This is a genomic window from Pseudomonas sp. CFBP 8772 (genome assembly GCF_014841665.1).
Taxonomy (GTDB): domain Bacteria; phylum Pseudomonadota; class Gammaproteobacteria; order Pseudomonadales; family Pseudomonadaceae; genus Aquipseudomonas; species Aquipseudomonas graminis_B.
In genome coordinates this window covers 1-14,420 of sequence record NZ_JACYUI010000007.1, presented here as the reverse complement: position 1 = coordinate 14,420, position 14,420 = coordinate 1, and the positions used below count along the sequence as shown (strand labels likewise).

The window sequence follows — 14,420 nt, the reverse complement described above, 5'->3', positions numbered from 1 at the left end:
GTTGTCTTGCGACGCTATTGTCTTACAAGAAAAGCAAAATGGCAGGACATACGTCCCGCCAGATTTAGGGGTACAAGAGTCTAAAGAGGATCCTGCCCCCAGTCAAGGCAAAGCCCCGGTGTCCACAGCCACTGGCAACCCATCAACCGGTTGAGACCAATGACTGTGAAAATCGGGGCCCTACTCTCAATTACTGCTTGAGTTCAACGCTTCAGTGAGCGCGGCTTCAACTTCGCTCGCACTTACACGCATCGGCTTGTCGGCTTCACGACGACGCTTGCGCTCGCTGTGATATGCCAGACCGGTACCTGCAGGGATCAGACGACCCACTACCACGTTTTCTTTCAGGCCGCGCAGATAATCGCGCTTGCCGGTAACCGCCGCTTCGGTCAGTACGCGAGTGGTCTCCTGGAAGGAGGCCGCCGAGATGAACGATTCGGTGGACAGCGACGCCTTGGTGATACCAAGCAACACACGAGTGAATTTGGAAACAAATTTCTCGTCGGTCGCAAGGCGCTCGTTTTCAACCAGGACATGCGTCAACTCCATCTGGTCACCCTTGATGAAGCTGGAGTCGCCAGACTCAGCGATCTCGACCTTACGCAGCATCTGACGAAGGATTGTTTCAATGTGCTTGTCGTTGATCTTCACGCCTTGCAGGCGGTAAACGTCCTGAATCTCGTTGACGATGTATTTCGCCAGAGCGCTGACACCCAGCAGGCGCAGGATATCGTGCGGATCGCTTGGGCCGTCGGAGATAACCTCACCACGGCTGACTTGCTCACCTTCGAAGACGTTCAGATGACGCCATTTTGGAATCAGCTCTTCGTACGGATCGGTACCATCGTTTGGCGTGATAACGAGACGACGCTTGCCTTTGGTCTCTTTACCAAACGCGATCGTACCGCTGACTTCAGCCAGGATCGATGCTTCTTTAGGGCGACGCGCTTCGAACAGGTCGGCAACGCGCGGCAGACCACCAGTGATGTCACGGGTTTTGGAGGTCTCTTGCGGGATACGGGCGATAACGTCACCCACACCCACTTGCACACCATCCGCAACACCGACGAGGGCGTTTGCCGGCAGGAAGTACTGAGCCGGTACGTCAGTACCCGGCAGCAGCAGATCCTTACCATCAACACCAACCATCTTGACCGCAGGACGAATGTCTTTACCTGCTGCAGGGCGATCTTTGGCATCCAGTACTTCGATGTTCGTCAAACCGGTCAATTCGTCCGTCTGGCGCTTGATCGTAATACCTTCCTCCATGCCCACGTAGGTCACGGTACCTTTCATCTCGGTGACGATTGGGTGAGTGTGTGGGTCCCACTTGGCCACGATGGACCCGGCGTCGACCTTGTCACCTTCCTTCACCAGAATCACAGCACCATACGGCAGCTTGTAGCGCTCGCGCTCACGACCGAACTCGTCGGCTATTGCCAACTCACCGGAACGCGACACCGCGACCAGGTGACCATCAAGACGCTCAACGTGCTTCAGGTTGTGCAGACGAACGATACCGCCGTTCTTCACCTGAACACTGTCAGCAGCAGAAGTACGGCTTGCCGCACCACCGATGTGGAACGTACGCATGGTCAGCTGGGTACCCGGCTCACCGATCGACTGAGCCGCGATAACGCCGACCGCCTCACCGATGTTCACCTGGTGACCGCGCGCCAGATCACGGCCATAGCACTTGGCGCAGATACCGAAACGTGTTTCACAGCTGATCGGAGAGCGTACGATCACTTCGTCGATGCTGTTCAGCTCGATGAATTCAACCCACTTCTCGTCAACCAGTGTGCCGCCTGGAACGATGACATCTTCAGTGCCAGGCTTGAATACGTCGCGGGCGATCACTCGACCCAATACGCGTTCGCCCAACGGCTCTACGACGTCGCCACCTTCAATGTGCGGCGTCATGACCAGACCGTGTTCAGTACCGCAGTCAACCTCGGTAACGACCAGATCTTGTGCCACGTCTACAAGACGACGAGTCAGGTAACCAGAGTTCGCGGTTTTCAACGCGGTATCCGCAAGCCCCTTACGAGCACCGTGCGTCGAGATGAAGTACTGAAGAACGCTCAAACCTTCACGGAAGTTAGCAGTGATCGGTGTCTCGATGATCGAGCCATCCGGCTTGGCCATCAGACCCCGCATACCTGCCAACTGACGAATCTGTGCTGCGGAACCCCGCGCACCCGAGTCAGCCATCATGTACATCGAGTTGAAGGATTCCTGATCAACGGTCTCACCGTGACGATCGACAACCTTCTCTTTCGAGAGGTTCGACATCATCGCCTTGGAGACTTCATCGTTGGCCTTGGACCAGAGGTCGATCACCTTGTTGTACTTCTCGCCCTGGGTAACCAGGCCGGAGGCGTACTGACTCTCGATTTCTTTCACTTCATCGGTTGCTGCGTCGATGATGCGAGCTTTTTCATCAGGGATAACAAAGTCGTTAACGCCGATGGAGACACCCGAGATCGTCGAATAGGCAAAACCGGTGTACATCAGCTGGTCAGCGAAGATTACAGTCTCTTTCAGGCCAACCACGCGGTAGCACTGGTTGATCAGCTTGGAGATTGCCTTCTTCTTCATCGGCTGATTGACGACGTCGTATGACAAGCCGGCCGGAACCACTTGGAACAGCAGCGCACGGCCGACGGTTGTGTCGACGATACGAGTATTCTTGACGCTGCCACCGTCACGATCATTGATCGTTTCGTTGATGCGCACTTTCACTTTTGCATGCAGAGCGGCTTCGCCCGCACGGAATACACGGTCCACTTCCTGCAGATCCGCGAATACACGACCTTCGCCTTTGGCGTTGATCGCTTCACGAGTCATGTAGTACAGACCCAATACAACGTCCTGCGAAGGAACGATGATTGGCTCACCGTTCGCTGGCGACAGAATGTTGTTGGTCGACATCATCAGCGCACGGGCTTCGAGCTGGGCTTCCAGCGTCAGCGGCACGTGAACAGCCATCTGGTCACCGTCGAAGTCGGCGTTGTATGCCGCACAGACCAACGGGTGCAGCTGGATCGCTTTACCTTCGATGAGAACCGGCTCAAACGCCTGGATACCCAGACGGTGAAGCGTCGGCGCACGGTTCAGGAGCACCGGGTGTTCGCGAATGACTTCGGCGAGAACGTCCCAGACTTCTGGCAGCTCGCGCTCGACCATTTTCTTGGCAGCTTTGATGGTGGTAGCGAGACCACGCATCTCGAGCTTGCCGAAAATGAACGGCTTGAACAGCTCCAGTGCCATCTTCTTGGGCAGACCGCACTGATGCAGACGCAGGGTCGGACCTACGGTAATTACCGAACGGCCAGAGTAGTCAACACGCTTACCGAGCAAGTTCTGACGGAAACGGCCCTGCTTACCCTTGATCATGTCAGCCAGAGATTTCAGAGGACGCTTGTTCGAACCTGTGATGGCGCGACCGCGACGACCGTTATCAAGCAACGCATCCACAGCTTCCTGCAACATGCGCTTTTCGTTGCGCACGATGATGTCAGGAGCAGACAGATCGAGCAGGCGCTTCAAGCGGTTGTTACGGTTGATCACTCGACGATAGAGATCGTTAAGGTCGGAAGTCGCGAAACGACCACCATCCAGCGGGACCAGTGGACGCAGATCTGGCGGCAGAACCGGCAGAACGGTCAACACCATCCATTCTGGAAGGTTGCCGGAACCCTGGAAGGCTTCCATCAACTTCAGACGCTTGGACAGCTTCTTGATTTTGGTCTCGGAGTTGGTTTGCGGAATCTCTTCGCGCAGCCGGCCAATCTCGTGTTCCAGATCAATAGCGTGCAGCAGCTCGCGGACAGCCTCGGCACCCATACGGGCGTCGAAATCGTCACCGAACTCTTCGAGAGCCTCGAAGTATTGCTCGTCGTTTAGCAGTTGCCCTTTTTCGAGCGTGGTCATGCCCGGATCGATAACGACATAGCTCTCGAAGTAGAGAACGCGTTCGATATCACGCAGGGTCATGTCCATCAGCAAGCCGATACGGGACGGCAGCGATTTCAGGAACCAGATGTGAGCTACCGGCGAAGCCAGCTCGATGTGAGCCATGCGCTCACGACGGACTTTGGCCAGCGCGACTTCAACGCCACACTTCTCGCAGATGACGCCACGATGCTTCAAGCGCTTGTACTTACCGCACAGGCACTCGTAATCCTTGACCGGGCCAAAGATCTTGGCGCAGAACAGGCCGTCACGCTCAGGTTTGAACGTACGGTAGTTGATGGTTTCCGGTTTTTTAACTTCACCGAACGACCACGAACGGATCATCTCAGGCGACGCCAATCCAATACGGATAGCGTCGAACTCTTCGACTTGACCCTGGTTTTTCAGCAAATTCAGTAGGTCTTTCAAGGCCTTTCCTCCTGGCGGAGCAGAGGGCAGTCATACCGACCCACCCTCGATTCGCGTCACGTGTTATTCGGTTTCCAGATCGATATCGATACCGAGCGAACGGATTTCTTTGATCAACACGTTGAAGGACTCGGGCATGCCCGGCTCCATACGGTGATCGCCGTCCACGATGTTCTTGTACATCTTGGTCCGACCGTTCACGTCGTCCGACTTCACTGTGAGCATTTCTTGCAGAGTGTACGCCGCGCCATAAGCTTCCAGCGCCCAAACCTCCATCTCCCCGAAACGCTGACCACCGAACTGAGCCTTACCACCCAGCGGCTGCTGGGTAACCAGGCTGTACGAACCAGTGGAACGCGCGTGCATCTTGTCGTCCACCAAGTGGTTCAGCTTCAGCATGTACATGTAGCCAACGGTGACCGGACGCTCAAACTTGTTGCCGGTACGGCCGTCGAACAGCTGCATCTGGCCACTGTCCGGCATGTCCGCCAGGCGGAGCATTGCCTTGATTTCGGATTCCTTCGCACCGTCAAATACCGGGGTAGCCATTGGAACGCCGCCACGCAGGTTCTTCGCCAGATCCAGAATCTCCTGATCAGACAGGTCATCTAGACTCTCTTGACGGCCGCCGATCTCGTTATAGATCTCGTTCAGGAACTTACGCAGTTCAACGACTTTACGCTGCTCTTCAAGCATGCGGTTGATCTTCTCGCCCAACCCCTTAGCCGCGAGGCCGAGGTGGGTTTCGAGGATCTGACCGACGTTCATACGCGAAGGTACACCCAACGGGTTGAGGACGATATCCACCGGAGTACCGTTGGCATCGTGCGGCATGTCTTCAACCGGCATGATCACGGAGACCACACCTTTGTTACCGTGACGACCGGCCATCTTGTCGCCAGGCTGGATACGACGGCGGATGGCAAGGTAAACCTTGACGATCTTGAGTACACCTGGAGCAAGATCATCGCCCTGCTGCAGCTTGCGCTTCTTGTCTTCGAACTTGTCGTCAAGCAGACGGCGACGATCGACGATGTAAGCCTGAGCTTTCTCGAGTTGCTCGTTCAGCGCATCTTCGACCATGCGCAGCTTGAACCACTGACCGTGTTCCAGGCCGTCCAGAATTTCATTGGTGATTTCCTGCCCCTTCTTCAGGCCAGCACCACCTTCAGCGGTACGACCCACCAGAGCGGAACGCAAACGTTCGAACGTTGCGCCTTCAACAATGCGGAACTCTTCGTTCAGGTCCTTGCGGATCTCGTCGAGCTGGCTCTTCTCGATGGACAGCGCACGAGCATCACGCTCAACGCCATCACGAGTGAAGACCTGAACGTCGATAACGGTGCCTTTGGTACCGGTAGGCACGCGCAAGGACGTGTCTTTAACGTCGCTTGCTTTTTCACCGAAGATCGCACGCAGCAGCTTCTCTTCCGGGGTCAGCTGGGTCTCGCCTTTCGGAGTGACCTTACCTACCAGGATGTCGCCTGCGCCGACTTCAGCGCCTACATAAACGATACCAGCTTCATCCAGCTTGTTCAGTGCTGCCTCACCCACGTTAGGGATGTCGGCAGTGATCTCTTCAGGCCCGAGCTTGGTATCACGCGCCACACAGGTCAGTTCCTGAATGTGGATCGTGGTGAAGCGGTCTTCCTGAACAACACGCTCGGACAGGCAGATGGAGTCTTCGAAGTTGAAGCCGTTCCACGCCATGAACGCGATGCGCATGTTCTGACCCAGCGCCAGTTCACCCATATCGGTGGACGGGCCGTCAGCCATGATGTCGCTACGCTGAACGCGGTCACCCTTGCTCACCAGCGGACGCTGGTTGATGCAGGTATTCTGGTTCGAACGTGTGTATTTGGTCAGGTTGTAGATGTCGACACCGGCTTCGCCTGTCTCAACTTCGTCATCTGCAACACGAACCACGATACGGCTGGCGTCTACCGAGTCGATCACGCCGCCACGACGGGCCACGACGCAAACACCGGAGTCACGCGCAACGTTGCGCTCCATGCCAGTACCAACCAGCGGCTTGTCAGCGCGCAATGTTGGGACAGCCTGACGCTGCATGTTCGAACCCATCAACGCACGGTTGGCGTCGTCGTGCTCAAGGAACGGGATCAGCGATGCCGCGACCGATACAACCTGCTTCGGCGAAACATCCATCAGGGTGACGTCTTCCGGCGCCTTGACGGTGAACTCGTTCAAGTGACGAACAGCAACCAGCTCGTCAATCAGGATCTTCTTGTCGTTCATTGCGGCAGAAGCCTGTGCAATGACGTGATCTGCTTCCTCAATAGCCGAGAGGAAAACAATTTCGTCAGTTACCAGAGCATCTTTAACCACACGGTACGGGCTCTCGAGGAAGCCGTACTGGTTGGTGCGCGCATAGGCAGCCAAGGAGTTGATCAGACCAATGTTCGGACCTTCCGGCGTTTCAATCGGGCACACGCGCCCGTAGTGAGTCGGGTGTACGTCACGGACTTCAAAGCCAGCACGCTCACGCGTCAGACCACCAGGGCCGAGTGCAGAGACGCGACGCTTGTGAGTGATCTCGGACAGCGGGTTGTTCTGGTCCATGAACTGTGAAAGCTGGCTGGAACCGAAGAACTCTTTCACCGCCGCCGCTACAGGCTTGGCGTTGATCAGGTCTTGAGGCATCAGGCCTTCGCTTTCCGCCATCGACAGACGTTCTTTGACCGCGCGCTCAACACGCACCAGACCTACACGGAACTGGTTCTCGGCCATCTCACCTACGCAACGAACGCGACGGTTACCAAGGTGATCGATGTCATCGACGATGCCTTTACCGTTACGGATGTCGACCAAGGTCTTCAGCACAGCGACGATGTCGTCTTTGTGGAGCACTCCAGAACCTTCGATCTCGGTACGACCGATACGACGGTTAAACTTCATCCGACCTACAGCCGACAGATCGTAACGCTCTGGACTGAAGAAAAGATTGTTGAACAAGGTCTCGGCAGCATCCTTGGTAGGTGGCTCGCCAGGACGCATCATCCGATAGATTTCGACCAGGGCTTCAAGCTGATTGCCGGTCGAGTCGATCTTCAAGGTGTCGGAAATGAACGGACCGCAGTCGATATCGTTCGTGTACAGCGTCTCGATACGGACAACCTGAGCCTTGGCAATCTTCGCCAGGATCTCGGTGTTCAGCTCGGTATTGCACTCGGCAATGATCTCGCCCGTCGCCGGGTGCACGATCGCTTTGGCGCTAGTGCGGCCGATTACGTAGTCGAGCGGAACTTCAAGGGTCTTGATGTTCGCTTTTTCGAGCTGGTTAATGTGGCGAGCCGTGATACGACGGCCTTGCTCAACAATGACCTTGCCCTTGTCGTCCAGTATATCCAGAACGGCAATTTCGCCACGCAGGCGCTGAGGCACCAACTCCAGATTCAGGTTCTCGCCCTGAACGTGGAATACGTTGGTGGTGTAGAAGGCATCCAGCACTTCTTCAGTGGTGTAACCCAGTGCACGGAGCAGAACCGATGCAGGGAGTTTGCGGCGACGGTCGATACGTACGAAGACACAGTCTTTCGGATCGAATTCGAAGTCCAGCCACGAACCACGGTAAGGAATGATGCGAGCCGAGTACAACAGTTTGCCAGAGCTGTGCGTCTTACCGCGGTCGTGGTCAAAGAACACGCCTGGGGAACGGTGCAGCTGGGAAACGATCACTCGTTCGGTACCGTTGATAACGAAGGTACCGTTCTCAGTCATCAGGGGAATTTCACCCATGTAGACTTCTTGCTCTTTGATGTCTTTGATCGCTTTATTCGACGATTCTTTGTCGAAAATGATCAGACGTACTTTTACCCGCAAAGGTACGGCGTATGTCACACCGCGGAGCACGCATTCCTTGACATCAAAAGCCGGTTCGCCCAGACGATAACCCACATACTCCAAAGCAGCATTGCCGGAGTAGCTGATGATCGGGAAAACAGATTTGAAGGCCGCATGCAGGCCCACGTCGCGGAACTGATCTTTAGTCGCTCCCGCTTGCAAGAATTCACGATACGAATCCAGCTGGATGGCCAGGAGGTAAGGCACATCCATGACGTCCGGCAACTTGCTAAAGTCCTTGCGGATACGTTTTTTCTCAGTATATGAGTAAGCCATCAGCGTTCCCCAGCTTGGTCACCTGCTTGTTTGGCTCCTCCCGACGGGAGCAGCCAGAAAAATCTTGCGAACCCCATGGTTCGCGCCACCGTTCAAGGTGGGTAGATCACGTAATCAGCGCTAACCGAATCAGCTGCCAACAACGGAAAAAGGCCGGTGGCAGAAGCCACCAGCCATCAGCCTATCGCTTAACGCTTGGGCTGGAAACGCAAAGTCGATGCTTACTTCAGCTCGACTTTAGCGCCTGCTTCTTCCAGGGTAGCCTTGGCTTTGTCAGCAGCGTCTTTTGCTACTGCTTCCAGGACCATTGCTGGAGCACCGTCAACGACTGCCTTGGCTTCTTTCAGGCCCAGACCGGTCAGTTCACGAACTGCTTTAATGACGTTAACTTTCTTCTCGCCCGCTTCCAGCAGCATGACGTTGAATTCGGTTTGCTCTTCAACAACGGCAGCAGCAGCAGCTGGACCAGCGGAAGCAGCGGCAGCGCTAACACCGAATTTTTCTTCGAATGCTTTGATCAGCTCTACAACCTGCAGAACGGACATTTCAGCTACGGCGTTGAGGATATCGTCTTGAGAGATAGACATGACTCTAATTCCTGAATTGGGGGACGGCCTACGCGACCATCAAAATAAACAAAAATACGCGAGAGGAAGTGCCTGCCCTTAGGCTGCAGCGGCTTCTTTCTGTTCGCGGATGGCCGCCAGTGTACGAGCGAGCTTGCTGGTAGCGCCTTGAATCACGCTCATCAGCTGCGAAATCGCTTCGTTGCGTGTCGGCAATGTTGCCAGTACGTCGATCTGATTAGGTGCGAGGAACTTGCCCTCGAACGCAGCTGCCTTGATCTCGAACTTATCCTGACCTTTAGCGAACTCTTTGAACAAACGGGCAGCAGCGCCAGGGTGTTCATTGGAGAACGCGATCAAGGTCGGGCCGGTGAACACATCGTTGAGGACACTGTATTCAGTGTCAGCAACGGCGCGCTTGAGCAGAGTGTTACGTACGACACGCACGTATACGCCAGCTTCACGAGCCTCTTTACGGAGTCCGGTCATCGCGCCTACTGTCACACCGCGGGCATCAGCCACAACAGCAGACAGAGCGTTTTTGGCAGCCTCGTTGACTTCAGCGACGATGGCCTTCTTGTCTTCGAGTTTAATTGCCACGGGTTTAACTCCTGCTTGTTACCGTTTCATCTGACCTGAGCCGGATGTCGTTTTGGTGTCTGATTCGGTAAAGAACCGGGAGCACCATCTGCGTAGGCTTGAGGTTTAAGACTTTCGCCGCCTACGGTCTTGGATAGCCCCCGCCAGGCAGGGACCCCAATTTTCGCTACGGCGCGGTTACCCGCGCCGTGCCAGTCTCACGCGTCCAACGAACCTTGGTCGATGACCAAGCCTGGGCCCATAGTGGTGCTCAGGGTTACGCGCTTGACGTAGATACCTTTCGAGGAAGCAGGCTTGATACGCTTCAAATCAGCGATCAGTGCTTCAACGTTCTCACGCAGCTTGTCTGCTTCGAAGCCGACCTTGCCAACGGAAGTGTGGATAATGCCGTTTTTATCGGTGCGATAGCGAACCTGACCAGCCTTGGCATTTTTAACGGCAGTGGCTACGTCTGGAGTAACAGTACCGACCTTCGGGTTAGGCATCAGGCCACGCGGGCCGAGGATCTGACCCAACTGACCAACAACACGCATTGCGTCCGGGGAGGCAATAACGACGTCATAGTTCAGATCGCCGCCCTTCATTTCAGCAGCCAGATCGTCCATACCAACGCGGTCAGCACCGGCAGCCAGAGCAGCTTCAGCAGCTGGACCCTGAGTAAATACGGCTACACGAACGGTCTTGCCAGTGCCGTGTGGCAGTACGGTAGCGCTACGTACAACCTGGTCGGATTTACGTGGGTCAACACCGAGGTTCACAGCAACGTCTACGGACTCGCTGAACTTCACTGTCGACAACTCAGCCAGCAGGGCAGCAGCTTCGTTGAAGTTATACGATTTGCCAGCTTCAACCTTGGAAGCGATAGCCTTTTGGCGCTTAGTCAGCTTAGCCATTACACACCCTCCACGTTAAGGCCCATGCTGCGAGCGGAACCGGCGATTGTACGCACGGCGGCGTCCATATCAGCAGCGGTCAAGTCGGCATTTTTTGCCTTGGCGATTTCTTCAAGCTGAGCACGGGTCACAGTGCCAACTTTTACGGTATTCGGACGAGCCGAGCCGCTGGTCAAGCCAGCTGCTTTTTTCAGCAGTACCGAAGCCGGGGTGCTTTTGGTTTCAAATGTGAAGCTGCGATCACTGTAAACAGTGATGATCACAGGAGTAGGCAGACCTGGCTCAATACCCTGAGTACGGGCGTTGAACGCTTTGCAGAACTCCATGATGTTCACGCCGTGCTGACCCAGTGCAGGACCAACGGGCGGGCTCGGGTTAGCCTGAGCGGCTTTCACTTGAAGCTTGATGTAAGCGGTAATCTTCTTGGCCATGAGGCACTCCAATTACGGGTTCTAGCGCCTCGAGAGGCTCCCCGGTTACTTGCGCGTTTATCCCGGTGACGAAAAAACCCCACAGCCCAAGGCTGCGGGGTATGGGATTCTGAGATCAGTTACGCCTTTTCGACCTGACTGAACTCCAGCTCCACCGGAGTGGAGCGTCCGAAAATGAGCACGGCCACTTGGATCCGACTCTTCTCGTAATTGACCTCTTCAACGGTACCGTTGAAGTCAGCAAACGGACCGTCTGTAACACGAACGACTTCGCCCGGCTCGAACAGAGTTTTTGGCTTTGGCTTATCGCTACCATCAGCGACGCGACGCAGAATGGCTTCAGCTTCTTTATCGGTAATTGGGGCAGGCTTGTCTGCAGTGCCGCCAATGAAGCCCATGACACGAGGAGTATCCTTAACCAAGTGCCAGGTACCTTCGTTCATGTCCATCTGGACAAGCACATAGCCAGGGAAGAACTTACGTTCACTTTTGCGTTTCTGGCCGTTACGCATCTCCACTACTTCTTCAGTAGGGACCAGAATTTCGCCGAAGCCATCTTCCATGCCTGCAAGCTTTACGCGCTCAACCAGTGAGCGCATGACATGCTTCTCGTAACCCGAGTAGGCATGCACTACGTACCAACGCTTAGCCACGGGACACCCTTAGCCGACAATCAAGGAAACAAGCCAGCCGAGCAGGGAATCCAACCCCCACAACAGCAGCGCCATCACAAGAACAACTGCAACCACGATCAAAGTGGTCTGGGTAGTCTCTTGGCGCGTAGGCCACACGACTTTACGAATCTCAGCGCGCGCTTCCTTGGCCAAAACAAAGAAAGCCTTGCCCTTCCCCGTCTGCAGCGCCACATAGGCTGCCACGGCGGCGATTACAAGCAGGGCAAGAACGCGATACAGGATTGGTTGCGCAGAATAGTATTGATTTCCAACGACACCCACGACCACCAGAAGCACTACTACAAGCCACTTCACGAGATCAAACCGGGAGTCTTGGGCTTCAGCCTTTGGATTCATCTACTAAAATCCTGTGAAAAGAAAGCCAGATACATTTGAGAATCTGGCAGGTCAGGAGGGAATCGAACCCCCAACCTACGGTTTTGGAGACCGTCGCTCTGCCAATTGAGCTACTGACCTAAAAGCAAAATCAGGCCGAACATTATGCGGACCTGACAGGAAGATTTCAACAGCAACTCGATAATGCGATGGCAAAAATCGACTCACTGCAGCACCAGCTCACCAAGAGCGTAAAGATCCCGGGATTCTTGGCACCCAAAACAAAGGCAGATACTCACATATCTGCCTTAGTAATGGAGCTCTTGAGCGGATTTGAACCGCTGACCTCACCCTTACCAAGGGTGTGCTCTACCAACTGAGCTACAAGAGCAAAACACATTGCACAACCAGCAAACTTGGAGCGGGTAGCGGGAATCGAACCCGCATCATCAGCTTGGAAGGCTGAGGTTCTACCACTAAACTATACCCGCTGAGCTTTGCTGCTTACGCTCAAAATATGGTGGAGGGGGAAGGATTCGAACCTTCGAAGTCGTAGACGTCAGATTTACAGTCTGATCCCTTTGGCCGCTCGGGAACCCCTCCTAAGCGAGGCAGCATTCTATATCATGCCACCCTTCTGTCAACCTTTTTCTCAATAAAAACTTGAGGTTACAAGCATTGACTCTTGCTACATCAGTACGAATCAAGCGATCTGCACTGCGAAGCGGGCGCCATTCTATTCAAACTAATCTGGAGTTGCAATGCCTTCACACGACATTATTTCATTTTTTAGCATGGGAAAATCTCTACGGAGCTCGGCGATAAGCGCATCGCTCACCAGCCGCCTACTCGCAGGCGCAATTTTTAGCCAAAACACGCTGCCTTGCTGATCCAGGCGCTTTCCCAGGTGAGTATCGATATCCAACGCAACAAGGCGCTGCTCGAGAAGCGTCACCTCAGCCCGCTTGGCGGTGCCGCCCAAATAGAGGCATTTCTCTTGCTCTGCGTCCATCCGCTCCTTACCCCTACCCAATCCGGACTCGCTAGGCAGCCGAATATCCTGGCCATATGATCGATGGGTTAACAGCGGCTCGACCTCTTTCGGGCGTAGCGGCGCATCCTGCTGATGCCAGACAAAATAAAGACCGTTCAACATGAGCAACAAAAAAAACGCCCAGGGCATAATCACCTCATAGACAACACGCATCCGAATGCATATCTACCAACTCCTATCTCTACCCTAATTACCCTCGAGCCTCAGACTCACCTCCCCCCCGGCAAACTGCTCCTCACGGCCACCTACCTCCAGCCGTAGCGCTCCATCGTCACCAACTCCCAAGACCACACCCTTGGTGATCTTCGCACCCGTAGTGAGAGCGACCGCAAGGCCCTGCCATAAGTGCTTGTCTTCCCAATCTCTTCGGTAGGCCGCAAAGCCTTTCTCCTGATGACCAGCAAGATAAACGCTGAGATTTCGACTGAGCGCGCAAGCAACGCGATTCCGATCCTGAACATGCACAAGCTCCAGAGCCAATGAAGTCCAAGCCTGGTCTACGTTAATGGATTCACGCATATTCACGTTGATCCCAATACCAATCACTACATGACATACATTGGCAGGATCGCCGGTGAGTTCGAGCAGAACCCCAGCAATCTTCTTACCGCCAACCAGAATGTCGTTAGGCCATTTCAGCCCCGCAGTACCAATACCGAGCTCTCGCAGCGTATCTACCACAGCAAGGCCTACGAGAAGACTGAGGCCATCCAGGCGGCGCGTCCCGCCATCCAGACGCAAGGCGAGGCTGTAATAGAGATTTTCAGCGAAAGGACTTACCCACTGACGGCCACGCCTTCCGCGGCCAGCCGTCTGCCGCTCTGCAAGAACCAAGCAAGGAAGTTCAGCGCCTGAATTCGCTACGCGCATGGCTTCAGCATTAGTTGAGTCGATAATTTCGTGAATCCTGCACGTCCAACCCAACCCGACATGTTCCCGGCGCAGCGCCTCATAGTCCAGCAAGGACAGCGGCGACGCCAATCGGTAGCCACGACCGCGCACCTTGTAAATTTCTATGCCGAGGTCAGCCTGGACCTGCTGCAGCTTCTTCCAGACGGCGCTCCGGCTGACGCCCAGCGCAAGCCCCAGATCCTCGCCGGAGTGAAACGCACCGTCTTCAAGTAGCTTTAGCAGTGTATGCATGAGTGAGAGTGCCTAGTAGTAAGACGCGCATGATAGCCATACAGAAGACCTGCGCAAGCATACGTTTCACCACTTGGGCCGCAGGCGTGCTGCGCTTGAGCTCTAATTGGTTGGGAGGGTTAGTTGGCAGCTTTTTCCGCGCGCAAAAACAAAACCCCATCTGCTTTCGCAAATGGGGTTCTGGAATTTAATCTTGACGA

General features: G+C 54.9%; 10 protein-coding genes and 4 tRNA genes. All 14 read right to left on the bottom strand.

The features are described 5' to 3' along the window. Nucleotides 1-186 precede the first annotated feature (186 nt). The 14 genes from rpoC to birA all read right to left on the bottom strand — a co-directional run bounded on the left by rpoC (nucleotide 187) and on the right by birA (nucleotide 14,220). Nucleotides 187-4,386: a DNA-directed RNA polymerase subunit beta' gene (gene rpoC, locus IFT99_RS15265; RefSeq protein WP_192133301.1), complete on the bottom strand. Its 4,200-nt coding sequence runs from the start codon at nucleotides 4,384-4,386 to the stop codon at nucleotides 187-189. 63 nt (nucleotides 4,387-4,449) lie between these two features. After that, nucleotides 4,450-8,523: a DNA-directed RNA polymerase subunit beta gene (gene rpoB / locus IFT99_RS15260; RefSeq protein ID WP_192133299.1), complete on the bottom strand. Its 4,074-nt coding sequence runs from the start codon at nucleotides 8,521-8,523 to the stop codon at nucleotides 4,450-4,452. 221 nt (nucleotides 8,524-8,744) lie between these two features. Further along, on the bottom strand, nucleotides 8,745-9,110 hold the full coding sequence (gene rplL, locus IFT99_RS15255; RefSeq protein WP_019409897.1) for a 50S ribosomal protein L7/L12: 366 nt from the start codon (nucleotides 9,108-9,110) through the stop codon (nucleotides 8,745-8,747). A 78-nt stretch (nucleotides 9,111-9,188) separates the two neighbouring features. After that, nucleotides 9,189-9,689: a 50S ribosomal protein L10 gene (gene rplJ / locus IFT99_RS15250; protein ID WP_065988463.1), complete on the bottom strand. Its 501-nt coding sequence runs from the start codon at nucleotides 9,687-9,689 to the stop codon at nucleotides 9,189-9,191. Between the two features lie 197 nt (nucleotides 9,690-9,886). Then, the gene (rplA, locus tag IFT99_RS15245; protein ID WP_065988464.1) at nucleotides 9,887-10,582 is read right to left on the bottom strand and encodes a 50S ribosomal protein L1; all 696 of its coding nucleotides are present in this window, start codon (nucleotides 10,580-10,582) and stop codon (nucleotides 9,887-9,889) included. Next, entirely contained in the window at nucleotides 10,582-11,013 is a 432-nt protein-coding gene (gene rplK, locus IFT99_RS15240; protein ID WP_037017696.1) for a 50S ribosomal protein L11, read from the bottom strand. The genes rplA and rplK overlap by 1 nt, the downstream gene beginning before the upstream one ends. Nucleotides 11,014-11,132: 119 nt before the next feature. Then, entirely contained in the window at nucleotides 11,133-11,666 is a 534-nt protein-coding gene (gene nusG / locus IFT99_RS15235; protein WP_003317113.1) for a transcription termination/antitermination protein NusG, read from the bottom strand. A 9-nt stretch (nucleotides 11,667-11,675) separates the two neighbouring features. Then, entirely contained in the window at nucleotides 11,676-12,044 is a 369-nt protein-coding gene (gene secE / locus IFT99_RS15230; RefSeq protein WP_037017694.1) for a preprotein translocase subunit SecE, read from the bottom strand. Between the two features lie 44 nt (nucleotides 12,045-12,088). Beyond that, nucleotides 12,089-12,164, bottom strand: a tRNA-Trp gene (locus tag IFT99_RS15225). 174 nt (nucleotides 12,165-12,338) lie between these two features. Then, nucleotides 12,339-12,414, bottom strand: a tRNA-Thr gene (locus IFT99_RS15220). A gap of 26 nt (nucleotides 12,415-12,440) precedes the next feature. Then, nucleotides 12,441-12,514 (bottom strand) — tRNA-Gly (locus tag IFT99_RS15215). 27 nt (nucleotides 12,515-12,541) lie between these two features. Continuing rightward, nucleotides 12,542-12,626: transfer RNA gene (locus tag IFT99_RS15210), tRNA-Tyr, on the bottom strand. Between the two features lie 142 nt (nucleotides 12,627-12,768). Beyond that, on the bottom strand, nucleotides 12,769-13,206 hold the full coding sequence (locus IFT99_RS15205; RefSeq protein ID WP_192133634.1) for a hypothetical protein: 438 nt from the start codon (nucleotides 13,204-13,206) through the stop codon (nucleotides 12,769-12,771). A gap of 57 nt (nucleotides 13,207-13,263) precedes the next feature. Next, on the bottom strand, nucleotides 13,264-14,220 hold the full coding sequence (gene birA / locus IFT99_RS15200; RefSeq protein WP_192133298.1) for a bifunctional biotin--[acetyl-CoA-carboxylase] ligase/biotin operon repressor BirA: 957 nt from the start codon (nucleotides 14,218-14,220) through the stop codon (nucleotides 13,264-13,266). Nucleotides 14,221-14,420 lie beyond the last annotated feature (200 nt).

Excerpts from the sequence above, each read along its gene's own strand:
- secE (WP_037017694.1), bottom strand. The coding sequence starts at position 12,044 with ATGAATCCAAAGGCTGAAGCCCAAGACTCCCGGTTTGATCTCGTGAAG.
- rplK (WP_037017696.1), bottom strand. The coding sequence starts at position 11,013 with ATGGCCAAGAAGATTACCGCTTACATCAAGCTTCAAGTGAAAGCCGCT.
- IFT99_RS15205 (WP_192133634.1), bottom strand. The coding sequence starts at position 13,206 with ATGCCCTGGGCGTTTTTTTTGTTGCTCATGTTGAACGGTCTTTATTTT.
- rplA (WP_065988464.1), bottom strand. The coding sequence starts at position 10,582 with ATGGCTAAGCTGACTAAGCGCCAAAAGGCTATCGCTTCCAAGGTTGAA.
- rplL (WP_019409897.1), bottom strand. The coding sequence starts at position 9,110 with ATGTCTATCTCTCAAGACGATATCCTCAACGCCGTAGCTGAAATGTCC.
- rpoB (WP_192133299.1), bottom strand. The coding sequence starts at position 8,523 with ATGGCTTACTCATATACTGAGAAAAAACGTATCCGCAAGGACTTTAGC.
- birA (WP_192133298.1), bottom strand. The coding sequence starts at position 14,220 with ATGCATACACTGCTAAAGCTACTTGAAGACGGTGCGTTTCACTCCGGC.